18 protein-coding genes and 1 pseudogene are annotated in these 22,324 nt (G+C 61.2%); 12 read left to right on the forward strand and 7 right to left on the reverse strand.

What is annotated here, in order from left to right:
- Positions 1-10: 10 nt before the first annotated feature.
- The 8 genes and pseudogenes from pepP to gcvH all read left to right on the forward strand — a co-directional run bounded on the left by pepP (position 11) and on the right by gcvH (position 8,551).
- Positions 11-1,345 (forward strand): Xaa-Pro aminopeptidase, encoded by a 1,335-nt coding sequence (gene pepP, locus AEQ67_RS29245; RefSeq protein ID WP_059407240.1) that lies wholly within the window; start codon positions 11-13, stop codon positions 1,343-1,345.
- Positions 1,342-2,529: a 2-octaprenyl-6-methoxyphenyl hydroxylase gene (gene ubiH, locus AEQ67_RS29250; protein ID WP_059407241.1), complete on the forward strand. Its 1,188-nt coding sequence runs from the start codon at positions 1,342-1,344 to the stop codon at positions 2,527-2,529. Before pepP ends, ubiH begins: the two co-directional genes overlap by 4 nt.
- A gap of 22 nt (positions 2,530-2,551) precedes the next feature.
- Positions 2,552-2,656 (forward strand): annotated as a pseudogene (locus AEQ67_RS36440) (tetrameric acyl-CoA thioesterase); the annotation flags it as partial.
- A gap of 9 nt (positions 2,657-2,665) precedes the next feature.
- Positions 2,666-3,883, forward strand: a complete 1,218-nt coding sequence (locus AEQ67_RS29255) for a 2-octaprenyl-3-methyl-6-methoxy-1,4-benzoquinol hydroxylase (RefSeq protein WP_177333691.1) — start codon at positions 2,666-2,668, stop codon at positions 3,881-3,883.
- Positions 3,884-4,122: 239 nt separating this feature from the next.
- On the forward strand, positions 4,123-5,124 hold the full coding sequence (locus AEQ67_RS29260; RefSeq protein ID WP_059407243.1) for an extracellular solute-binding protein: 1,002 nt from the start codon (positions 4,123-4,125) through the stop codon (positions 5,122-5,124).
- A gap of 137 nt (positions 5,125-5,261) precedes the next feature.
- Positions 5,262-6,878 carry an ABC transporter permease gene (locus tag AEQ67_RS29265; RefSeq protein ID WP_059407350.1) on the forward strand — a complete coding sequence of 539 codons (1,617 nt, stop codon included), beginning with the start codon at positions 5,262-5,264 and terminating at the stop codon, positions 6,876-6,878.
- 156 nt (positions 6,879-7,034) lie between these two features.
- Complete coding sequence (gene gcvT / locus AEQ67_RS29270; protein WP_059407244.1) at positions 7,035-8,117, forward strand: glycine cleavage system aminomethyltransferase GcvT; 1,083 nt, start codon at positions 7,035-7,037, stop codon at positions 8,115-8,117.
- Positions 8,118-8,167: 50 nt separating this feature from the next.
- The gene (gene gcvH / locus AEQ67_RS29275) at positions 8,168-8,551 is read left to right on the forward strand and encodes a glycine cleavage system protein GcvH (protein WP_059407245.1); all 384 of its coding nucleotides are present in this window, start codon (positions 8,168-8,170) and stop codon (positions 8,549-8,551) included.
- A gap of 167 nt (positions 8,552-8,718) precedes the next feature.
- On the opposite strand, the gene AEQ67_RS29280 is transcribed toward gcvH, so the two are convergent.
- The gene (locus AEQ67_RS29280; protein WP_059407246.1) at positions 8,719-9,858 is read right to left on the reverse strand and encodes a DegT/DnrJ/EryC1/StrS family aminotransferase; all 1,140 of its coding nucleotides are present in this window, start codon (positions 9,856-9,858) and stop codon (positions 8,719-8,721) included.
- A gap of 154 nt (positions 9,859-10,012) precedes the next feature.
- Between AEQ67_RS29280 and gcvP the strand changes: the two genes are divergently transcribed.
- Complete coding sequence (gcvP, locus tag AEQ67_RS29285) at positions 10,013-12,886, forward strand: aminomethyl-transferring glycine dehydrogenase (protein ID WP_059407247.1); 2,874 nt, start codon at positions 10,013-10,015, stop codon at positions 12,884-12,886.
- Positions 12,887-13,048: 162 nt separating this feature from the next.
- Here gcvP and AEQ67_RS29290 read toward each other — a convergent pair whose 3' ends face one another.
- The 5 genes from AEQ67_RS29290 to AEQ67_RS29310 form a co-directional block, all read right to left on the reverse strand.
- Complete coding sequence (locus AEQ67_RS29290) at positions 13,049-13,369, reverse strand: DUF2388 domain-containing protein (protein WP_169843014.1); 321 nt, start codon at positions 13,367-13,369, stop codon at positions 13,049-13,051.
- A gap of 65 nt (positions 13,370-13,434) precedes the next feature.
- Positions 13,435-13,884, reverse strand: coding sequence for an NfeD family protein (locus AEQ67_RS29295; RefSeq protein WP_059407248.1), 450 nt, complete (start codon positions 13,882-13,884; stop codon positions 13,435-13,437).
- 8 nt (positions 13,885-13,892) lie between these two features.
- Positions 13,893-14,813 (reverse strand): SPFH domain-containing protein, encoded by a 921-nt coding sequence (locus AEQ67_RS29300; protein ID WP_059407249.1) that lies wholly within the window; start codon positions 14,811-14,813, stop codon positions 13,893-13,895.
- Between the two features lie 328 nt (positions 14,814-15,141).
- Positions 15,142-16,926, reverse strand: coding sequence for a GspE/PulE family protein (locus tag AEQ67_RS29305; RefSeq protein ID WP_059407250.1), 1,785 nt, complete (start codon positions 16,924-16,926; stop codon positions 15,142-15,144).
- Between the two features lie 90 nt (positions 16,927-17,016).
- Positions 17,017-17,355, reverse strand: a complete 339-nt coding sequence (locus AEQ67_RS29310) for a hypothetical protein (RefSeq protein WP_059407251.1) — start codon at positions 17,353-17,355, stop codon at positions 17,017-17,019.
- A 127-nt stretch (positions 17,356-17,482) separates the two neighbouring features.
- On the opposite strand from AEQ67_RS29310, the gene AEQ67_RS29315 reads away from it, so the two are divergent.
- Entirely contained in the window at positions 17,483-17,947 is a 465-nt protein-coding gene (locus tag AEQ67_RS29315; protein WP_059407252.1) for an Lrp/AsnC family transcriptional regulator, read from the forward strand.
- Between the two features lie 123 nt (positions 17,948-18,070).
- On the opposite strand, the gene AEQ67_RS29320 is transcribed toward AEQ67_RS29315, so the two are convergent.
- Complete coding sequence (locus AEQ67_RS29320; RefSeq protein ID WP_059407253.1) at positions 18,071-19,438, reverse strand: CYTH domain-containing protein; 1,368 nt, start codon at positions 19,436-19,438, stop codon at positions 18,071-18,073.
- Positions 19,439-19,615: 177 nt separating this feature from the next.
- On the opposite strand from AEQ67_RS29320, the gene argE reads away from it, so the two are divergent.
- Positions 19,616-20,767 carry an acetylornithine deacetylase gene (gene argE, locus AEQ67_RS29325; RefSeq protein WP_059407254.1) on the forward strand — a complete coding sequence of 384 codons (1,152 nt, stop codon included), beginning with the start codon at positions 19,616-19,618 and terminating at the stop codon, positions 20,765-20,767.
- Positions 20,768-21,017: 250 nt separating this feature from the next.
- Positions 21,018-22,316, forward strand: a complete 1,299-nt coding sequence (argA, locus tag AEQ67_RS29330; RefSeq protein ID WP_059407255.1) for an amino-acid N-acetyltransferase — start codon at positions 21,018-21,020, stop codon at positions 22,314-22,316.
- The last annotated feature ends 8 nt before the right edge of the window (positions 22,317-22,324 follow it).

The raw sequence follows: 22,324 nt of genomic DNA on the forward strand, positions 1-22,324 counted from the left end.
CCATCTGCCCATGATTCATATCCCGAAATCGGAATACAGCCGTCGCCGCAAGGCCTTGATGGCGCAGATGGAACCCAACAGCATCGCCATCCTGCCCGCCGCCGCGGTTGCCATCCGCAACCGTGACGTCGAGCACGTCTATCGTCAGGACAGTGACTTCCAGTACCTCAGCGGTTTTCCCGAGCCACAGGCCGTTATCGTGCTGATGCCCGGTCGCGAACATGGCGAATACCTGCTGTTCTGCCGTGAACGCAATGCCGAACGAGAGTTGTGGGACGGCCTGCGTGCTGGCCAGGAAGGCGCGATCCGCGACTTTGGCGCCGACGACGCGTTCCCCATCACCGACATCGACGACATCCTGCCGGGCCTGATCGAGGGGCGCGACCGGGTGTATTCGGCCATGGGCAGCAACCCGGAATTCGACCGGCACCTGATGGACTGGATCAACGTGATCCGCTCCAAGGCACACCTTGGCGCCCAGCCACCGAACGAATTCGTTGCCCTGGATCATCTGCTTCACGACATGCGCCTGTATAAATCGGCGGCAGAAGTGAAGGTGATGCGCGAGGCCGCGCGGATTTCCGCCCAGGCGCATATCCGCGCAATGCAGGCCAGCCGCGCCGGACTGCATGAGTTCAGCCTCGAAGCCGAGCTCGACTACGAGTTCCGCCGGGGCGGGGCGAAGATGCCGGCCTACGGCTCGATTGTCGCGTCGGGGCGCAACAGCTGCATCCTGCATTACCAGCAGAATGACGCGCTGCTCAAGGATGGTGATCTGGTGTTGATCGACGCCGGTTGCGAGATTGACTGCTACGCCAGTGACATCACCCGAACCTGGCCGGTCAACGGCAAGTATTCTGCGGAACAGAAGGCGATCTACGAGTTGGTGCTGGCGTCGCAAGAAGCCGCATTTGCCGAAATCGCCCCGAACAAGCACTGGAACCAGGCGCACGAAGCCACGGTTCGAGTGATTACGAGCGGTCTGGTGAAGCTGGGTTTGTTGCAGGGCGACGTCGACGAGTTGATCGCCAGCGAAGCCTACAAAGTGTTTTACATGCACCGCGCCGGCCACTGGCTGGGGATGGATGTGCATGACGTCGGCGAGTACAAGGTCGGCGGCGAATGGCGGGTGCTGGAAGTCGGCATGGCGCTGACCGTGGAGCCGGGCATCTACATCGCCCCGGACAACCAGAGCGTGGCGAAGAAATGGCGCGGCATTGGCGTACGCATCGAGGACGACGTAGTGGTGACCAAAACCGGCTGTGAAATATTGACCAAAGGCGTGCCGAAAACGGTCGTCGAGATCGAGGCCTTGATGGCCGCTGCACGGACTCAAGCGGCATGAGTCGAGTCAATCTGGCCATCATCGGTGGCGGTCTGGTGGGTGCAAGTCTGGCGTTGGCCTTGCAGGCCGGGGCCAAGGCTCGCGGCTGGAAGATCGTGCTGATCGAGCCGTTCGCTCCCGGCGACACCTACCAACCGAGCTATGACGCACGCTCGTCGGCGCTGTCCTACGGGGCCAAGCAGATTTATCAACGGTTGGGCGTGTGGCAGGAAATCTCCCGCCGCGCCGAGCCGATCAAGCAGATTCATGTGTCCGACCGTGGGCGTTTCTCCACGGCGCGACTGTCGGCGATGGAAGAGGGCGTTCCGGCGCTGGGTTACGTGGTGGAAAACGCCTGGCTCGGCCAATGCCTGTGGCAAGGTCTGGACAAGGACGTGATCAGCTGGCGTTGCCCGGCGGAAGTCACGCGCATGGAGCCGCTGACCGATGGCTATCGCCTGACCCTCAACGATGAAACCACCCTTGAATGCGACCTCGCGGTACTCGCTGATGGCGGCCGCTCCGGCCTGCGCGAGCAACTGGGGATCGGCATCAAAAAGCGCCCGTACAACCAGAGCGCGCTGATCGCCAACATCACCCCGAGTGAAGCGCATAACGGCATGGCCTTCGAGCGCTTCACCGACGACGGCCCGATGGCCTTGCTGCCACTGCCGGAAAACCGCTGCGCCCTGGTCTGGACCCGTCTGGGGATGGACGCGCAGCGACTGGCGGCCCTTGATGAAAAAAGCTTTCTGAGCGAATTGCAGGGCGTGTTCGGTTATCGCCTCGGCACGTTGAAGCAGGTCGGCGCGCGGCATTTGTACCCGCTGACCTTGATCGAGGCCGAAGAGCAGGTGCGTCCGCATCTGGCGATTCTTGGCAATGCCGCTCACAGCCTGCATCCGATTGCCGGCCAGGGTTTCAACCTGTCGCTGCGGGATGCCCAGGCGTTGGCCGACGCGTTGTTGGCCAGCGAAACATCGCCCGGCGACTTCGCGACCTTGCAGGCTTATCGCGCGCGTCCGCGCATGGATCAGAACCTGACCGTCGGCTTCTCCGATCAGGTCCCGCGTTTGTTCGGCAGCACCCAGCCGCTGGTGTCCCTGGGGCGCAATATCGGCCTGCTCGGCCTCGATCTGCTGCCCCCGGCCAAGCGTTGGTTTGCGCGGCAGGCGATGGGCTTGGGTACGCGTCCCGATGCTTGAGTGGCGGGGTGACGCGCACTCTCTGCCGCAATTGCAGCTCGATATTCACGACGGCGCGGGCCCCTTGGTGGCGCCGGTCGAAAAAACCCTTTACGTGCGGCGCAAGCCGCAAGCGAGACAGGCTTAAAGCATGGAAATGCGTGCAGATCTGCTGATTGTCGGGGCCGGAATGGTCGGCAGCGCCCTGGCGCTGGCGTTGCAGGACAGTGGGCTGGAAGTCCTGCTGCTGGACGGCAGCCCCCTGAGTGTCAAACCGTTCGATGCCCAGGCGACCTTCGAGCCGCGAGTGAGCGCCTTGTCGGCTGCCAGCCAACGGATTCTCGAGCGCCTGGGTGTCTGGGACGGCATCGCCAACCGGCGCAGCAGCCCCTACACCGACATGCAGGTGTGGGATGGCAGCGGCACCGGGCAGATTCATTTCTCGGCGGCCAGTGTGCATGCCGACGTACTCGGGCACATCGTCGAGAACCGTGTGGTTCAGGACGCCTTGCTCGACCGTTTGCACGACTGCGACCTCGGGATGCTGGCCAATGCGCGCCTGGAACAGATGCGCCGCTCCGGCGACGACTGGCTGCTGACCCTGGCCGATGGCCGCACACTGCGCGCGCCGCTGGTGATTGCGGCGGACGGCGCCAACTCGGCGGTGCGACGGCTGACCGGCGTGGCGACTCGCGAGTGGGATTATTTGCACCATGCGATTGTCACCAGCGTGCGCAGCGCCAAGCCGCATCAAATGACAGCCTGGCAACGTTTCACCGACAACGGTCCGCTGGCGTTCCTGCCGCTGGAACGCGACGGTCAGCAGGATTGGTGTTCGATCGTCTGGTCGACCACGCCAAGCGAAGCCGAACGCCTGATGGCGCTGGATGACGAGGGCTTCTGCAAAGAACTGGAGCGCGCCTTTGAAGGCCGGCTCGGCAGCGTGCTCAGCGCTGACCCGCGTCTGTGCGTGCCGCTGCGTCAGCGCCACGCCAAGCGTTATGTGGCGGAGGGCCTGGCGCTGATCGGCGACGCAGCGCACACCATTCACCCGTTGGCCGGGCAGGGCGTGAACCTGGGTTTCCTCGATGCCGCCGTCTTGGCCGAAGTGCTGTTGCAAGCGGCCGCGCGGGGCGAGTGTCTGGCGGATGTGAAGGTGCTCAGCCGTTATGAACGTCGGCGCATGCCCCACAACCTGGCGTTGATGGCGGCGATGGAGGGTTTTGAGCGGTTGTTCCAGGCGGATCCGCTGCCGGTGCGCTGGTTGCGCAATGCCGGGTTGAAGATGGTCGATCAGATGCCGGAAGCCAAGGCGTTGTTTGTGCGTGAGGCGCTGGGGTTGACCGGGGATTTGCCGGCGCTGGCCAAGGCTTGAGATTTTTGCTGGGGCTGATGGCCTCTTCGCGGGCAAGCCTCGCTCCTACAGGTTATGTGTCGTTTTCACGGCACCTGTAAATCCTGTAGGAGCGAGGCTTGCCCGCGAAGGCGTCAGCACATTCACCGCAAATCTCTGGCCATGCAACATCTGGTAACTCACCCGCAAACTGTTCGATTGAGAAGGTAAATGTGAGTCCTTATCATTTGGCCTCAATTTTCAATCGAGAGACCGCGCCCATGTTGGCACCGAAGCGTCTACTGACCGCACTGGCCCTGACCCTGATTGGCACCGCCGCCCAGGCCGCCGACGAAGTGGTGGTTTACTCCTCGCGTATCGACGAGCTGATCAAGCCAGTCTTCGATGCCTACACCGCAAAAACCGGTGTGCAGGTGAAGTTCATCACCGACAAGGAAGCGCCGCTGATGCAGCGCATCAAGGCCGAGGGCGAGAACGCCACCGCCGACCTGCTGCTCACCGTTGATGCCGGCAACCTCTGGCAAGCCGAGCAGATGGGCATCCTCCAGCCGTTCACCTCGAAAGTGATCGATGCCAACATCCCGCTGCAGTACCGCGCGTCCTCTCACGCCTGGACCGGCCTGAGCCTGCGGGCGCGGACCATCGCTTATTCCACCGATCGAGTGAAACCGGGTGAGTTGACCACCTACGAAGGTCTGGCCGACAAGCAATGGGAAGGCCGCCTGTGCCTGCGTACGGCGAAGAAGGTCTACAACCAGTCGCTGACGGCCACGATGATCGAAGTGCATGGCGCCGATAAAACCGAACAGATCCTCAAGGGCTGGGTGAGCAACCTGTCCACCGACGTGTTCTCCGATGACGTCGCGGTGCTGGAAGCGATCAACGCTGGCCAATGCGACGTCGGCATCGTCAACACCTACTACTACGGTCGCCTGCACAAGCAGAAGCCGGACCTGGCGGTGAAGCTGTTCTGGCCAAACCAGGGCGATCGTGGTGTACACGTCAATCTGTCGGGCATCGGCCTGACCAAACATGCGCCGCACCCGGAAGCGGCCAAGGCGTTGGTGGAGTGGATGACCACGCCGGAAGCGCAGAAGATTTTCGCGGATGTGAACCAGGAATTCCCGGCCAACCCTGCCGTTCAACCTTCCGCTGAAGTGGCGGGTTGGGGCAAGTTTGTCGCCGACACCTTGCCGGTGGAAATCGCCGGTAAGCGTCAGGCAGAAGCGATTCGCATGATGGATCGAGCTGGCTGGAACTGAGTCTGCTGCTTTAAAGATCAAAAGATCGCAGCCTTCGGCAGCTCCTACAGGGTGTACACCGTCCCAATGTAGGAGCTGCCGAAGGCTGCGATCTTTTGCGTTTCCCGACATTTCAAGACTTTCGCGAGAGTTTCTCTTTGGCCCACCCCGCCCAACGCCGCTGGTATCCCCTGGTCTTCGCCATTGCCGCGCTGGTCCTGCTGCCCCTGAGTGTGTTGTTTCTCTCCTGGCAAACCATCGATCAGCAAATCTGGTCCCACCTGTGGGACACCCAGATGCCACGCCTGCTGGGCAACACCCTGACCCTGGTATTCGGCGTCGGTATCGGCGTAACGCTATTGGGTGTCAGTCTTGCCTGGCTCACCAGCCTCTGTGAATTCCCCGGTCGGCGCTGGCTGGACTGGGCGCTGATGCTGCCCTTTGCGATTCCCGCCTACGTGCTGGCGTTTGTCTTCGTCGGCCTGCTGGATTTCGCCGGCCCCGTGCAAACCCTGATGCGCGAATGGTTCGGCAGCGGGCTGCGGCTGCCGCGAGTACGTTCCACGGGCGGCGTGGTTGTCGTTCTGGTGCTGGTGTTCTATCCCTACGTTTATCTGTTGGCGCGCACCGCGTTCCTGGCTCAGGGCAAAGGCCTGATGGAAGCCGCGCGTGTCCTTGGGCAATCGCCGTGGCAGGCGTTCTGGCGTGTCGCCTTACCCATGGCGCGCCCAGCCATTGGTGCGGGTGTGGCATTGGCGTTGATGGAAACCCTGGCGGATTTTGGGGCGGTGTCGGGGTTCAACTTCGACACGTTCACGACGGCCATCTACAAAACCTGGTACGGATTTTTCAGCCTCTCTACCGCTGCGCAACTGGCAAGCCTGTTGCTGCTGGTGGTGATGGTCGTGGTGTACGGCGAGCGTCGTGCGCGCGGGGCCAACCGGGCAAGTAACGAGCGGCCGCGAGTCAAGGCGCTGTATCACCTGCGCGGCTTCAAGGCGTTGGCGGCAATGAGTTGGTGCGGCCTGGTGTTCGCCTGCGCCTTCGTCATTCCGATGCTGCAACTGGTGGTGTGGTTCTGGCAGCGCGGGCGCTTCGATCTGGACGAGCGTTATGCCGGGCTGATCGTCCACACCCTCTATTTAGGCGGTATGGCGGCAGTGATTACGGTCTGCGTCGCCCTGGTACTGGCGTTTGCCCGCCGGTTGGCGCCGACGCGGGGCATCCGCACCGGTGTCAGCCTGGCCAATCTTGGTTATGCCTTGCCCGGTTCGGTGTTGGCGGTGTCGATCATGCTGGCGTTCAGCTACCTCGACCGCGAACTGGTGATCCCGTTGTCGGGATGGCTCGGCGGCGCGGGCAAGCCTCTGCTGTTGGGCAGTCTGTCGGCGTTGTTGCTGGCCTATCTGGTGCGTTTCATCGCGGTGGCTTATGGGCCACTGGAAAGCAGTCTGGCGCGAATACGGCCATCTTTGCCCGAAGCGGCACGTAGTCTCGGCGTCGGTGGGCCACGGTTGTTTTTCAAAGTGTATCTGCCGTTATTGCTGCCCGGCACATTGAGCGCCGCGTTGCTGGTGTTCGTCGATGTGCTCAAGGAAATGCCCGCGACCCTGCTGATGCGCCCGTTTGGCTGGGACACGCTGGCTGTGCGCATCTTCGAAATGACCAGTGAAGGCGAGTGGGCGAGGGCGTCGTTGCCGGCACTGACCCTGGTTTTGGTCGGGCTGCTACCGGTCATCGGATTGATTCGACGTTCGGCGCATCGAAACGCCTAGGTGCCAGTCCTACACCTTGAGGCTACAATGCGCGGCATTCGGTGCGGTCCGTCTGACAGACCCGGTAGCTGAAATCGGCTGGACGCCTTGTTTTTAAAGGCTTTCACCCCGTATAGCACCTGCCCGCACCTTCGCCACGCCCGGAAGGAGAAACCCATGGGACAGCGTACGCCTCTGTATGACCTTCATCTCGCCCTAGGCGCGAAGATGGTCGATTTTGGCGGTTGGGATATGCCTCTGCATTACGGCTCGCAGGTCGAGGAACACCATCAGGTGCGCCGCGATTGCGGGGTTTTCGATGTATCCCACATGACCGTGATCGATGTCGGCGGCCCCCAGGCGAAGGCCTGGCTCCAGCATTTGCTGGCCAATGACGTCCAGCGCCTGCACAGCCCCGGCCGTGCCTTGTACAGCACCATGCTCAACGAGCGCGGCGGCATCGTCGACGACATGATCGTCTATCGCCTCGACGAGGGTTATCGTCTGGTGGTCAACGCCTCCACCCGCAATCAGGACCTCGCCTGGATGCAGGCTCACCTCGATGGTTTCGATGTGCAGCTCAACGAACGCTCCGAGTTGGCGATGCTGGCCATTCAAGGTCCGCACGCCCGGCACAAGATTGCCGAACTGGTGACCCAGTCTCGCGGCAATCTGATCCAGCTGCTCAAACCTTTTGAAGGTCAGCCGGACGGTGACTGGTTCATCGCCCGCACCGGTTACACCGGCGAAGATGGCCTGGAAATCGTTCTGCCGGCCAGTCAGGCGCCAGGGTTTTTCAACGATCTGGTGGGGGCGGGCATTTCCCCTATCGGCCTTGGCGCTCGGGATACCTTGCGTGTCGAAGCCGGCATGAACCTCTACGGGCAGGACATCCATCAAGATGTGTCACCGCTGGCCTCCAACATGGCCTGGAGCATTGCCTGGGAACCGGCCACTCGTCAGTTCATTGGCCGCGCGGCCCTGGAAGCCGAGCGAGCGGGTGGCGTACAGCACAAACTGGTCGGTCTGGTCCTTGAGGAGCGTGGGGTTTTGCGCGCTCATCAAGTGGTTCGCATCGCCAATGTTGGCGAAGGAGAGATCACCAGTGGTAGTTTCTCTCCTACGCTTAGCAAGTCGATAGCACTGGCGCGCGTGCCGATGGCAACTGCCGACCGCGCCGAAGTGGAAATCCGTGGCAAGTGGTATCCGGTCCGAGTGGTCAAACCGACCTTCGTACGCCATGGCAAAACCTTGATCTAACCTTTTCTGGCGGACTACGACCGCTGACATTTTTCTTGAGGACACAGAACATGAGCGATATCCCTGCCGACCTGCGTTTTGCCGAAAGTCACGAATGGGCCCGTCTGGAAGCCGATGGCACCGTCACCGTGGGCATCAGCGATCACGCTCAGGAAGCCTTGGGCGATGTGGTCTTCGTTGAACTGACCGAAGTCGGAAAAGTCTTCGCCGCCGGTGATCAATCCGGTGTGGTGGAGTCGGTTAAAGCGGCTTCCGACATCTATTCGCCGATTGCCGGTGAAGTGATCGCAATCAACGAAGACCTGGGCGCTTCGCCTGAGTCGCTCAACACCGACCCGTACGGTGCCTGGATCTTCAAGCTCAAGCCAAGCAACACGGCTGACCTGGACAAGCTGCTCGATGCGGCTGGCTACAAGGCCGCCATCGGCGAGTAAGCTTTCAGCTTCATCCCAAAGCCCCGACTCGTCGGGGCTTTTTATTGCCCGCTGGATACCCCTTGTAGGAGCGAGCTCGCTCGCGATGGACCTGAGAACGCCGCGCAGTACCCGTCTTGCAGCGTTATCGTTGACGACCATCGCGAGCGAGCTCGCTCCTACAGGTTTCAACACTTTAGAACGGCCTTCACCGCTGCCACCGAGCGCTCGACGTCCGCTTTGCTCATGGCGGTAAACATCGGCAACGAAACAATCAGGCGACCCACCCGTTCAGCCACGGGAAACATCCCTTCCTTGAACCCGCGCTCGCGGTAAAGACTGAGCAGGTGAATCGGCGGGGAGCGATAGCCGATACCGACACCCAAAGCCTGCATCTGCTCCATGAACGTGGCCCGTGCCGGTTGGCCATCCTTACGCTCTGGCAGCACCAGTTGGAACAAATGCCAATTGCTGTTATGGAAATCCGCCGGGGGTAGCTGAGCCCCGTACTGCGCTTCGAAATCCTCGCCAAAGCAAGCGAAGTAGTGCCTGGCCAGTTCGCGCCGATGAGCGGTGATCGCTTCGATATGGGCAAATTGGCCCAGACCAATGGCCGCTGCAACATCGGTCATGTTGAACTTGCCGCCCAACACATCAACATCCAGCCCATCGAAGCCGTTGCGGGTCACGCCTTGCAAACGGTACTTCTCCGCCAGTCGCACTTCGTCGGCAGTGTTCAGCACCAGGCAACCGCCCTCAGACGAGGTGACGTTTTTGTTCGCCTGGAAACTGAAGGACACAAAGTCGCCGGTCGAGCCAATGCGTCGGCCGTCCCAGCTTGACCCCAGTGCCTGGGCGGCGTCTTCCAGCACTCGCAGGTTGTGCTTTTTTGCCAGTGCATACAGGCGCGTCATGTCCAGTGGCAGGCCGGCGAGAAACACCGGAATGATGGCTTTGGTGCGCGGGGTGATGGCGGCTTCGAGCTGCGTGAGGTCGATGTTGCGGGTTATCGGGTCGATGTCGGCAAACACCGGCGTGGCCCCGACTTCGAGAATGACGTTGGCGGTGGCGACCCAGGAAATCGGCGTGGTAATCACTTCATCACCCGGCCCGACTCCGGCAATGCGCAAGGCGATTTCCATGGTGCAGGTGCCGGAATTGAAGGTGCGCACCGGGCGCCCGCCGAAATAGTCCGAGAGCTGCGCTTCAAAGGCCTGGACCTTGGGGCCGCTGGTGATCCAGCCCGAGCGCAATACGTCACCGACAGCGGCAATCGTGGCTTCATCGATGGTGGGTTTGGAGAACGGCAGGAAAGGCAGTTGGCTCATGAATAAAGACACCTGATCAGCGGACATTAGGCATGCGTCGAGCATGATGATCGGGATTGGTCGATGGCGCCACGCCATCCGCTTGGGTATCGACTGCTATGCTGCTTTGACCGAGTTGCATCGACGTTGAGCGCCAGTCAAGAGAGAGCCCGTCATGTCCCAGTTGCCGTCCTTGAGTCAGTTACGCGACCCCAATGCCTTCCTTCGCCGCCACCTCGGGCCCGATGCCGCCGAGCAGCAGGCGATGCTCGACAGCCTCGGCCTCGGTAGCCGGGTCGAGTTGATCGAACAGACGGTGCCGCCGGGAATCCGCCTGAACCGGGCGCTCGACCTGCCGCCAGCCCTCGACGAAGAAGCCGCGCTGGCCAAACTTCGGGGTTACGCCGAGCAGAATCAGGTCTGGACCAGCCTGATCGGCATGGGCTACCACGGCACGCTGACGCCAACCGTCATCTTGCGCAACGTGCTGGAAAATCCCGGTTGGTACACCGCCTACACGCCCTATCAACCGGAGATCGCCCAAGGCCGTTTGGAAGCGCTGCTGAATTTCCAGCAATTAACCATCGACCTTACTGGCCTGGAACTGGCCAATGCCTCACTGCTGGACGAAGCCACCGCAGCGGCGGAAGCCATGGCCCTGGCCAAGCGTGTCGCCAAGTCCAAAAGCAATCTGTTCTTCGTCGACGAAAACTGTCATCCACAGACCATTTCCGTGGTGCAGACCCGTGCCGAAGGCTTCGGCTTCGAACTGATCGTCGACGCTGTGGATAACTTGAAACAGCACCAGGTGTTCGGCGCGCTGCTGCAATATCCCGACACCCACGGCGAGATTCACGACCTGCGCCCCTTGATCGATCACCTGCATGCCCAGCAAGCGCTGGCCTGTGTCGCCACCGATCTGCTGAGCCTGCTATTACTGACGCCGCCGGGAGAGTTAGGCGCCGATGTGGTGTTCGGTTCATCCCAGCGTTTCGGCGTGCCGATGGGTTACGGCGGGCCGCACGCGGCGTTTTTTGCCAGCCGCGATGAGTACAAACGGGCGATTCCCGGACGGATCATCGGTGTCTCGAAAGACGCTCGCGGCAACACCGCGCTGCGCATGGCCCTGCAGACCCGTGAGCAACACATCCGTCGGGAGAAGGCCAACTCGAACATCTGCACCGCCCAAGTGCTGCTGGCCAACATCGCCAGTTTTTACGCGGTCTACCATGGCCCGGAAGGGTTGAAGCGGATTGCCCAGCGAGTTCACCGGCTGACCTGCATCCTTGCCGCCGGCCTTGAGCGAAACGGTATCACCCGCCTCAATCAGCATTTCTTCGACACCCTGACTCTGGAAGTCGGTGGCACTCAGACGGCGATCATCGAAAGTGCCCAGGCGGCACAGATCAACCTGCGCATTCTCGGCCGCGGGCGACTGGGCCTGAGCCTCGACGAAACCTCTGACGAATCCACCGTGGCGAAGTTGTTCGATGTGTTCCTCGGTGCCGATCATGGGCTGAACGTCGACGAACTGGACGCTGACACCCTGGCCTCCGGCATTCCCAATGGGCTGCTGCGTACCTCGCCGTATTTGCGTCACCCGGTGTTCAGCGCCCATCACAGCGAAACCGAGATGCTGCGTTACCTCAAGCAACTGGAAAACAAGGACCTGGCGCTCAATCAATCGATGATCCCGCTGGGCTCTTGCACCATGAAGCTCAACGCCACCAGCGAAATGATCCCCATCACCTGGCCACAGTTCGCCAACCTGCACCCGTTTGTGCCGAAAGAGCAGGCGCTCGGCTATTCGCTGATGATCGAGGAACTGGAGCGCTGGCTGTGTGCGATCACCGGTTTCGATGCGATCTGCATGCAACCCAACTCGGGTGCCCAAGGCGAGTACGCCGGGTTGCTGGCGATCCGCAAATACCACGAGAGTCGCCATCAGGGCGCCCGGGATATCTGCCTGATCCCGTCCTCGGCCCACGGCACCAATCCGGCTTCGGCGCAGATGGCCGGCATGCGGGTGGTGATCGTCGAGTGTGATGAGGCGGGCAACGTTGATCTCGATGACCTGAAGGAAAAAGCGGCGGATGCCGGGGACAAACTCGCCTGCCTGATGGCGACGTATCCTTCGACCCATGGCGTCTACGAGGAAGGCATCAGCGAAATCTGTGAAGTTATCCACAGCCATGGCGGGCAGGTGTATATGGATGGCGCCAACCTCAATGCCCAGGTCGGGCTGGCGCGGCCGGCGGACATTGGCGCCGACGTGTCCCACATGAACCTGCACAAAACCTTCTGCATTCCCCACGGCGGCGGCGGGCCGGGCATGGGGCCGATTGGTGTGCGGGCCCATCTGGCACCGTTCGTGGCCAATCACCCGGTGGTGCCGATCGACGGGCCGTTGCCGCAGAACGGCGCGGTCAGCGCGGCGCCCTGGGGCAGTGCGAGCATCTTGCCGATCAGTTGGATGTACATCGCCATGATGGGACCGCAACTGGCGGACGCCAGCGAAGTGGCGATCCTCGCCGCGAATTACCTGGCGCAGCATCTGTCCGGCGCGTTCCCTGTGCTCTACACCGGGCGCAACGAGCGGGTGGCACACGAATGCATCCTCGACTTGCGGCCGCTCAAGGTGCTGACCGGGATCAGCGAGGAGGACGTGGCCAAGCGCTTGATGGACTACGGCTTCCACGCCCCGACCATGTCGTTTCCGGTGCCGGGAACGTTGATGGTCGAACCGACCGAGAGCGAATCGAAGGCCGAGCTGGACCGGTTTATCGGGGCGATGCTGAGCATTCGTGCAGAAATTACCGAGGTGCAGAACGGCAACTGGCCGGCGGAAGACAATCCGCTGAAACGCTCGCCGCACACATTGGCTGATATCACCGGAGTTTGGGAACGGCCCTACAGCATCGAGCAGGCAGTGACGCCGGATGCGCACACCAAGGCGCATAAATATTGGCCGGTGGTGAACCGTGTGGATAACGTGTACGGCGACCGGAATCTGTTCTGCGCCTGTGTCCCGGTAGACGATTACCGCTGAAACACACACGCCCCCTGTAGGAGCTGGCTTGCCAGCGATGGAGTGTCAGTCGACATCAATGTGGCTGACCCACCTTCGCTGGCAAGCCAGCTCCTACAGGGGCGTGTGTGTCGGGCAAAAAAATGCCGCTCATGTGAGCGGCATTTTGTTTAGCGGTAAGTCTTATTCGGAAGCGACGGCATTCTTCGCCAGGATCGCATTCGCCAATTCCATGTCCGTCGCCTGCAGGCCCGGGTTGTCGGCGCGGACTTTCTGCATCGCGGCTTCCAGGTACGGACCGCGGATGCCGCCGTCGCTGGCGACGAAGCTGCCGGCATCGTCCTGAGCAGCAACGATCAGTTTGTGATCCTTGAAGGTCAGGTAGGTCGAACCGGTGGTTGCACCGGAAGAGATGACGTTACGCCAAAAGCTATCGGCCATCGCCGAACCGACTGGCAGGGACAACAGGGCGAGGGTAGCGACAGCAAGTTTGAGACGCATGATGGGTGACTCCACTGGGTTATCTACGGCGTTGGATTGCCAATCACCCAGTCGAGTTCCATAGCGGCTTATTCAGCCGGTTCTACCAGCAAAATCGCCCCTTGCTGCCCGACCACACGAACCCGGCTACCCGGTGCAGCATCCGGGCCTCGGGCCATCCACACGCCATCGGCGACTTTTATCTTGCCGCGGCCATCGACAATGGCTTCATGCACCACGAAGGTTTTACCGATCAGTTCCTGACCTCGCAGGTTGAGGTTCGGCTGATCGCTCTCACGCACGGCGCTGCGTTGGCGTCGCCACCAATACAGCGCCGTGGCGATCGAGAGCAGGCCGAACAGCAGGAACTGCAATTCCCAGGACAGGTCCGGCGCGACAAAGGTCAGCACGCCAACAGCGGCGGCGGCCATGCCGATCCACAGCAGATAACCGCCGGCGCCGAATACTTCGAGAATCAGCAGCACCGTGCCCAGTGCCAGCCAGTCCCAGAAGGAAAGATGCTGCAGAAATGCCCACATAGCGTGCCTCAGGCTTTCTTGTTATCGAACGTGGCCTTGACGATTTCGCCGATGCCGCCGACTGCACCGATCATCGAACTGGCTTCGAGCGGCATCAGGATCACTTTGCTGTTGTTGGCCGAGGCCAGTTTGCCCAGCGCATCGATGTACTTCTGCGCGACGAAGTAGTTGACCGCCTGCACGTTGCCGCCAGCGATGGCTTCGGACACCACTTTGGTCGCCTGGGCTTCAGCTTCGGCCTGACGTTCACGGGCTTCGGCTTCGAGGAATGCGGCCTGCCGACCGCCTTCGGCCTCAAGGATCTGCGCCTGCTTCTTGCCTTCTGCGGTCAGGATGGCAGCCGCTCGCAGGCCTTCGGCTTCGAGGATTTGCGCGCGTTTGATCCGCTCGGCCTTCATCTGCCCGGACATTGCCGCCATCAGGTCAGCCGGCGGACTGATGTCCTTGATCTCGATCCGGGTGATCTTGATGCCCCACGGCGCCGTGGCTTCGTCGACGGTACGCAGCAGTTTTTCGTTGATCCCGTCGCGCTGGCTGAGCATCGCGTCGAGCTCCATGGAGCCGAGCACGGTGCGGATGTTGGTTTGCAGCAGGTTGCGAATCGCGTGTTCGAGGTTGTTCACCTCGTAGGCGGCCTGAGCGGTGTTGACCACCTGGAAGAAGCACACCGCATCGATCTGCATCGTAGCGTTGTCGGCGGTGATGACTTCCTGCGGCGGAATGTCCAGCACGCTTTCCATCACGTTGATCTTGCGACCGATGCGGTCCATCACCGGGATGATGATGTTCAGGCCTGGCTTGAGGGTGTTGGTATAACGGCCGAAACGCTCGACCGTCCATTGGTAACCCTGCGGCACGACTTTGAAACCCATGAACAGAATGGCGACCACGAGGCCGACAAAAAGTAAAAGCACGCTGCCGATCTGCATAACGATTCCCTGTTGATCAAATGAAATGGCGATCGCAGAAGTGTAGCGGCGCGGGTCGGGGATAAGTACCGATAGTCGGCCCTCGCATCATCAGGAGACACAATAGGTAAATGCCAGTCAGTTAAGCGATACGCAATTTATCGCAGCTGGCGAAGACTGCGTTCGGCTCTGTAGCAGCTGTCGAGCTTGCGAGGCTGCGTTCGGCTGCGAAGCAGTCGTAAAACCTGAACTTGCGGTTTTCCTGATACTCCGCGTTGTCTGATTTCACGACTGCTTCGTCCGATCGCGGCCCGAACCGAACGCAGGCTTCGCCAGCTGCTACAAGGCGCTATTTCTGCTCGCTCTGCGGCGTCACCCGCAGCACCTCCTCGATCGTGGTCAACCCCGCTGCGACTTTCTGCGCCCCCGACAGCCGCAAACTGCGCATGCCTTCCTTGAACGCCTGGCGCCGGATCGCCAGCAAGTCGGTGTCGGGATTGATCAGCGCCTTGACGCCGTCAGTCAGTTGCATGATTTCGTACACCCCGGCGCGGCCGCGATAGCCGGTGTCGCGGCATTCCAGGCAACCGATGGCGCGTTGTGCATTGCTCGGCAACGGTGCCTGCCAGGGCCGGGTCAAGGTTTGCCAGTCTTCTTCGCCCAGCGTCAACGGCGCCTTGCAGTGCGGGCACAAGGTGCGGACCAGACGCTGGGCCATGACGCCAAGCACCGTGGCTTTGATCAGGTAATGCGGCACGCCGAGTTCCAGCAGGCGGCTGATCGCGCTGGGCGCATCGTTGGTGTGCAGCGTCGACAACACCAGGTGGCCGGTGAGCGCGGCCTGAATCGCCATTTCGGCTGTTTCGAGGTCGCGGATCTCGCCGATCATGATGATATCCGGATCCTGCCGCATCAGCGCGCGCACACCGGCGGCGAAGGTCAGGTCGATGTTGTGCTGGACCTGCATCTGGTTGAACGCCGGCTCGACCATTTCGATCGGGTCTTCGATGGTGCAGAGGTTGACCTCGGGCGTCGCCAGTTTTTTCAGCGTGGTGTACAGCGTGGTGGTTTTACCGGAACCGGTCGGCCCGGTGACCAGGATGATGCCGTTGGGCTGGCTCGTCATGTCCTGCCAGCGACGCAGGTCTTCGGCGGAGAAGCCCAACTGATCGAAATTCTTGAGCAGCACTTCCGGGTCGAAAATCCGCATGACCATTTTTTCGCCGAAGGCGGTCGGCAATGTCGACAGGCGCAGTTCGACTTCGCCACCGTCCGGGGTCTTGGTTTTTACCCGGCCGTCCTGGGGTTTGCGCTTTTCCGCGACGTTCATTCGCCCCAGGCTTTTCAGGCGACTGACGATGGCCATGGTCACCTGCGGCGGGAATTGATAGACGTTGTGCAGCACGCCGTCGATGCGAAAGCGCACGGTGCCTTGCTCGCGTCGGGGTTCGATGTGGATGTCGCTGGCGCGCTGCTGGAACGCGTACTGGAACAACCAATCGACGATGTTGACGATGTGTGCGTCGTTGGCGTCGGGCTCCTGGTCGCTGGCGCCGAGGTTGAGCAACTGTTCGAAGTTGCCCAGGGTGTTCATCTGCTGATCGGCGTTGGTCGCGCCGCTGACCGATTTGGCCAGGCGAAAAAACTCCACACTGAAGCGCTGGATGTCGATCGGGTTGGCCACCACGCGCTTGATCGGCAGTTTCAGGACGTGGGTCAGGTCGGCTTCCCAACCGTTGACGTACGGCTGGGCGCTGGCCACGGTCACCGCGTCGCGATCGATGGCGACCGCGAGAATTTTGTGGCGCTGGGCGAAGGCGTAGGACATCAATGGGGTAATGGCCGCGACGTTGATTTTCAGCGGGTCGATGCGCAAGTAAGGTTGGCCGGCCTGCTGCGACAGCCACAGGGTCAGGCTTTCCAGGTCGAGGTGTTTGCCGGGGCGGCTGAGGTCGTCCAGCTGCTGGCTGGCGATGAACTCCAGCGGGTGCATCTGGCCATTGGCGGCGTGACGGCGTCGGGCATTCAGCGCGTGTTCGGCCGAGTCCTGGCTGATAAAGCCTTGGGCGACCAGTTCACGCAGCAAATCATTGAGATCCAGCCAGCGGTCCTGAATGGCAAGTTGAACGGACATGCGGGCTCCTCATGAACAACAGTCCGCAAAGGATAGTCGCGGACCCGCTGATCGTTGGGCCACTACCCGACGAAGCCGTTTCGAGTTCTTTCAGCCTGCCGCCTGAACCGGCTCATCCCACGCAGAATCGGCGGCTTGCAGCTCTACCGAACAGACGCTGATCAGGTTACGCAATTTTTCCGCGATGACCTGGGCGCGATGCCAGGTCAATCCGTCGATGACGATGTCTACCGACAGCAAATCATCCATGCGCTGCACGTTGACCTGTTGCGGCGTCAGGAATTGCATGGCGAACAGGTTCAGCGCCCGGCACAGCACATCCGGTTCGGCCTCGGCCAGCAGTTGGTAGTGAACGCGGCAGTGGCCGTTGCTGATGTTCCAGACATCGGCGCGGGCGGGCGGGGTGTTCACGGCTTCTAGATGCGGCATGGTCGGGTCTCCAAAATCACTGGAGGAATTTTTACATTCGGGGCGAGGCATTTCTTATCTATGATTGGCGTTATGGGCGATTTATCGAATTGCGCAATTCATGAAGCTATAAATCACAGGTTTTTTTATGCACAGCGAGCTGGACGGCTACGACCGCAAGATTCTGGCGTTGCTGCAAGAGGACGCTTCGCTCTCCAGTGCGCAGATTGCTGACCAGGTGGGGCTCTCGCAATCGCCGTGCTGGCGGCGGATACAGCGGATGAAGGAGGAGGGGATCATTCGCGGGCAGGTAACGTTGCTCGACCGCAAGAAAATAGGCCTGAACACGCAAATTTTTGCCGAGATCAAACTCAACGCGCACGGCCGTTCGAACTTCACCGAGTTCACCGAGGCGATTCGCGGTTTTCCCGAAGTGCTGGAGTGTTATGTGTTGATGGGGTCGGTGGATTTCTTGCTGAGGATTGTGACGGCGGACATCGAGGCGTATGAGCGCTTCTTCTTTGAGAAGCTGTCGATGGTGCCGGGGATTCAGGAGGTCAATTCGATTGTGGCGTTGTCGGAGATCAAGTCGACGACGAGTTTGCCGGTCTGAGGTTTTGTGGTGGATGGGCGGGCCTCTTCGCGGGCAAGCCCGCTCCCACAGGTTTTATCGTTGTACACATATTTTGTGTTCGCCGACGGTCCTGTGGGAGCGGGCTTGCCCGCGAAGGCGGTCTTACATGCGCAGCAGCATTTTCCAGGCACGGTTCTGATACACCGCAATCGCCTGCTGCTTACGCGCATCCAGCGATTCGTCGGTGATCGGCTCGTTAGCCAGTTGCGCCAGTTTGTTCAGCTCACCGTACAGGCGATCCATTTCCGGAATGTCCAGCACGTTACGCGCATGGTGCATCCAGGCCTGGATGCGCTCGATGCGCGGCAGTTGCTCGGCGAGGTCTTCCGGCTGTTGCTGGTAACGCTGCAATTGCAGGGACGTGGCTTCCTCGCCCAGCAGGCGCGGCAACCAGCTGCCCAATTGCGCGGCGCCCTGGCGATTGCCACGAACGTTGCGATCGGCAGCCCAGGTGCGGGCCAGCAACCAGCGCGAGGTGTTCAGGGAGAACAGGCCCCAGCGCGGGTCTTCGAGTTCTTCGAGAAACTGCTCCGGCGCGGCTTTGCGCACGTCTTCGTCGTCGATGCCGGCTTGTACCAGCGGGCGCCAGTCTTCCAGCAAGGCATCCAGTGCAACGCGCAGATCGTGAGTCGACTGACGCGGTGCGGCCTGGCCCAGGCTGCTGAGCAATGCGCGCAGTTCAGCGAGGTTTTCGACCCAGTCCTGCAATAGGCGCCAGTGACCATTGAAACGATACTGCTCGGCCAGACGCTGGCTGCTGCCCAGCAAGTGCCAGCTCAGGGCGGCGAAGGCGTCGTCCAGCGGCATTTCGGCGGTGATTTGTGGCGCTGGCAGGCTCAACGAGTAGCTGTTGGCGTCGTACAGGCGATAACCGCGCTCGGCCTTGCTGATGTCGCACGGCATCAGGGCCAGGGTTGCGGCCAACTCGGCGGCCAGCTCCAGCAACGCGGCCGGTTCGCCTTCGCGCAGTTCCAGTTCCAGCTCGCAGATTTCTTCTTTCTGTTTGCCGACGATGACGTGGCCCAGGTCCAGCGCGGCTTCGATGACCACTTTGGTCTTGCCACGGCCCCAAGCGATTTCCGCGCGTTCGCGGATGAAATCGGTGGTGAAGATCGGCTTCAGGGTTTTCTTGTCCAGCTCGGCCAGCTCTTCAGGCCAGCATTCGCCGTCGAGTTTCTTTACGTCGAGCTTGGCTTTGGGCAGGTTCCAGTCGTACTCGTTACGCTCGGACAGACCGGCGACACTATGGCCGCGAGTCTTGAGGGTCTGAATCACTTCTTCGCCATCGCGGCGCAGGCGCAGGGCAACCTTGGCGCGGGCCAGGTCGCGCTCAGGCGTGTCGAAGTACTGGTTCATCAACTCACGGCGTTCCCAGCCACTTTTGTTGCGTTTTTTCAGGAGCGGGTGTTCGCGCAGGGCGGCGAGGGTTTCGCGGCTGACGCGGAGTTTGATTTCGGTTTCTTTCTGCATGGCCGGAAAATCCAGGATCGGGAGCGCAGCCGGGGGAATGTGTGGCTGCCAAGGTCGTGCAGTGTACAGGACTCATTCGAGATAGGGTCTGTTGACGCTTGGCGACGAACCGCAACGGTTTATTCCTGTCGCCAGATGGTTCTATGATGGACTTCAATCCGGGAGTTGGAGTCAGCGATGCCTTTGCCGTCCATGAAAGATCAGTTCGCTGCGCTGATCGCCGCACCGTCCGTCAGTTGTACCCAACCCAGCCTCGATCAATCCAATCGTCCGGTGATCGACCTGCTGGCAACGTGGCTCGGTGACCTGGGTTTTGCCTGCGACATTCAGCAGGTCAGCCCCGGCAAATTCAACCTGCTGGCGAGTTTCGGTTCTGGTCCCGGCGGCCTGGTGCTGGCCGGACACAGCGACACCGTGCCGTTCGATGGCGCGCTGTGGCAGACCGATCCGCTGAAGTTGACCGAAGTCGATGGCCGCTGGATCGGCCTCGGCAGTTGCGACATGAAGGGTTTTTTCGCCCTGGCCATCGAAGCCGTCATACCCTTGCTCGACCAACCGTTCAAGCAACCGCTGCTGATCCTCGCCACCTGCGATGAAGAAAGCTCGATGTCCGGTGCCCGCGCCTTGGCCGCCGCCGGACGTCCATTGGGTCGCGCAGCGGTGATCGGCGAGCCGACCGGGCTCAAACCGATCCGGATGCACAAAGGCATCATGATGGAGCGCATCGATATTCTCGGGCAGAGCGGCCATTCCTCTGACCCGCGCCTGGGCCACAGCGCCCTCGAAGCCATGCACGATGCCATCGGCGAACTGCGGGGCCTGCGTCTGCTGTGGCAGCGTGAATTTCGCAACATGCAGTTTGGCGTGCCGACGCCGACCATGAACTTCGGCTGCATCCACGGCGGTGACAACCCCAACCGCATCTGCGGCCAATGCTCGCTGGAGTTCGACCTGCGGCCATTGCCGGGCATGGACCCTAAAGCCCTGCGCGCGGAAATTCTGCAACGGCTCAAGCCGGTTGCCGAACGGCATCAGGTGAAGATCGATTACGCGCCGCTGTTCCCCGAAGTGCCGCCCTTCGAGCAGGCCGAGGATGCCGAATTGGTCCGGATCGCGGAAAAGCTCACCGGCCATCGGGCCGAAGCAGTGGCGTTCGGCACGGAAGCGCCTTATCTTCAGCGTCTTGGCTGCGAAACACTGGTGCTCGGCCCGGGCGACATCGCCTGCGCACACCAACCGGGGGAATACCTCGAAATGTCACGTTTGCAGCCTACGGTGCATCTATTACGTCAGTTGATTGAACATTACTGCTTGACCCCGGTGTTGTAGGAGGTAGGAGCGAGCTTGCTCGCGAAGGACGTTAACGATAACGAGGGCTGCCCGGATGAACGCGGTGCCCTCACGTTTTTCGCGAGCAAGCTCGCTCCTACAGGGATCGCGTTTAAATTGCCGGTGTCTTAACCCGTATTCATGAGGAGAGCGCGCGTGTCGCCAAGCCTGTTCCGACGATAACCATCAGCCCGCTGTGCATTTTCTGTTCGCCCATTTTTTGGCTGCTATTTATTACAGGCCCAGGTTCATGCCCGAATACGTTAATTGGCTTCGTCACGCTTCGCCTTACATCAACGCCCACCGCGATTGCACCTTCGTCGTCATGCTCCCCGGCGACGGTGTGGAGCACCCGAATTTCGGCAACATCGTCCACGACCTGGTGCTGCTGCACAGCCTGGGTGTGCGATTGGTGCTGGTGCACGGTTCCCGTCCGCAAATTGAAACCCGCCTGGCGGCTCGCGGCCTGACCCCGCATTACCATCACGGCATGCGCATCACCGATGCCGCGACGCTGGAATGTGTGATCGACGCGGTCGGCCAACTGCGCATTGCCATCGAAGCGCGGTTGTCGATGGACATGGCCTCGTCGCCAATGCAGGGCTCGCGCCTGCGGGTGGCGAGCGGCAATCTGGTGACCGCACGGCCGATCGGCGTGCTCGAAGGCGTCGACTATCACCACACCGGCGAAGTGCGCCGGGTCGACCGCAAGGGCATCAATCGTCTGCTGGACGAGCGCTCGATCGTGTTGCTGTCGCCGTTGGGTTACTCGCCGACCGGTGAGATTTTCAACCTCGCGTGCGAAGACGTCGCCACCCGCGCGGCCATCGATCTGGCCGCGGACAAACTGCTGCTGTTCGGCGCCGACCTTGGTCTGATCGACGAAAACGGTCGTCTGGTTCGCGAGTTGCGTCCACAACAGGTGCCCGCGCATTTGCAGCGTTTGGGCAGCAATTATCAGGGCGAGCTGCTGGATGCGGCCGCTGAAGCCTGTCGCGGTGGGGTCGCCCGCAGTCATATCGTCAGTTATGTCGAAGACGGTGCGCTGCTGACCGAACTGTTCACCCGTGACGGTGGCGGTACGCTGGTGGCCCAGGAGCAATTCGAAGTGGTGCGCGAGGCGGCCATCGAGGACGTCGGTGGTTTGCTGGACCTGATCAGCCCGTTGGAAGAGCAGGGGATTCTGGTGCGTCGTTCCCGCGAAGTGCTGGAGCGTGAGATCGAGCAGTTCAGCGTGGTCGAGCGCGAAGGCATGATCATCGCGTGCGCGGCGCTGTACCAGATTGCCGATTCGGATGCCGGGGAGTTGGCGTGTCTGGCGGTGAACCCGGAGTACCGCCATGGTGGTCGCGGGGATGAGTTGCTGGAGCGCATCGAAACCCGCGCGCGGGCACAGGGGTTGAAAACCTTGTTCGTACTCACCACCCGCACGGCCCACTGGTTCCGTGAGCGTGGTTTCGTGCCGAGCAGCGTCGAGCGTCTGCCATCGGCTCGGGCGTCGCTGTACAACTATCAGCGCAATTCGAAGATCTTCGAAAAAACCCTCTGAATCGGCGA

It is taken from the genome of Pseudomonas sp. RIT-PI-q, from assembly GCF_001297125.1.
Taxonomy (GTDB): Bacteria; Pseudomonadota; Gammaproteobacteria; order Pseudomonadales; family Pseudomonadaceae; genus Aquipseudomonas.

What these genes read in the sequence shown, in the direction of transcription:
- ubiH (WP_059407241.1), top strand. Translation starts at nt 1,342, where the DNA reads ATGAGTCGAGTCAATCTGGCCATCATCGGTGGCGGTCTGGTGGGTGCA.
- pepP (WP_059407240.1), top strand. Translation starts at nt 11, where the DNA reads ATGATTCATATCCCGAAATCGGAATACAGCCGTCGCCGCAAGGCCTTG.
- gcvT (WP_059407244.1), top strand. Translation starts at nt 7,035, where the DNA reads ATGGGACAGCGTACGCCTCTGTATGACCTTCATCTCGCCCTAGGCGCG.
- AEQ67_RS29295 (WP_059407248.1), bottom strand. Translation starts at nt 13,884, where the DNA reads ATGTGGGCATTTCTGCAGCATCTTTCCTTCTGGGACTGGCTGGCACTG.
- AEQ67_RS29310 (WP_059407251.1), bottom strand. Translation starts at nt 17,355, where the DNA reads ATGCCGCATCTAGAAGCCGTGAACACCCCGCCCGCCCGCGCCGATGTC.
- argE (WP_059407254.1), top strand. Translation starts at nt 19,616, where the DNA reads ATGCCTTTGCCGTCCATGAAAGATCAGTTCGCTGCGCTGATCGCCGCA.
- argA (WP_059407255.1), top strand. Translation starts at nt 21,018, where the DNA reads ATGCCCGAATACGTTAATTGGCTTCGTCACGCTTCGCCTTACATCAAC.
- AEQ67_RS29260 (WP_059407243.1), top strand. Translation starts at nt 4,123, where the DNA reads ATGTTGGCACCGAAGCGTCTACTGACCGCACTGGCCCTGACCCTGATT.
- AEQ67_RS29305 (WP_059407250.1), bottom strand. Translation starts at nt 16,926, where the DNA reads ATGTCCGTTCAACTTGCCATTCAGGACCGCTGGCTGGATCTCAATGAT.
- gcvP (WP_059407247.1), top strand. Translation starts at nt 10,013, where the DNA reads ATGTCCCAGTTGCCGTCCTTGAGTCAGTTACGCGACCCCAATGCCTTC.
- AEQ67_RS29255 (WP_177333691.1), top strand. Translation starts at nt 2,666, where the DNA reads ATGCGTGCAGATCTGCTGATTGTCGGGGCCGGAATGGTCGGCAGCGCC.
- AEQ67_RS29315 (WP_059407252.1), top strand. Translation starts at nt 17,483, where the DNA reads ATGCACAGCGAGCTGGACGGCTACGACCGCAAGATTCTGGCGTTGCTG.
- AEQ67_RS29280 (WP_059407246.1), bottom strand. Translation starts at nt 9,858, where the DNA reads ATGAGCCAACTGCCTTTCCTGCCGTTCTCCAAACCCACCATCGATGAA.
- gcvH (WP_059407245.1), top strand. Translation starts at nt 8,168, where the DNA reads ATGAGCGATATCCCTGCCGACCTGCGTTTTGCCGAAAGTCACGAATGG.
- AEQ67_RS29320 (WP_059407253.1), bottom strand. Translation starts at nt 19,438, where the DNA reads ATGCAGAAAGAAACCGAAATCAAACTCCGCGTCAGCCGCGAAACCCTC.
- AEQ67_RS29300 (WP_059407249.1), bottom strand. Translation starts at nt 14,813, where the DNA reads ATGCAGATCGGCAGCGTGCTTTTACTTTTTGTCGGCCTCGTGGTCGCC.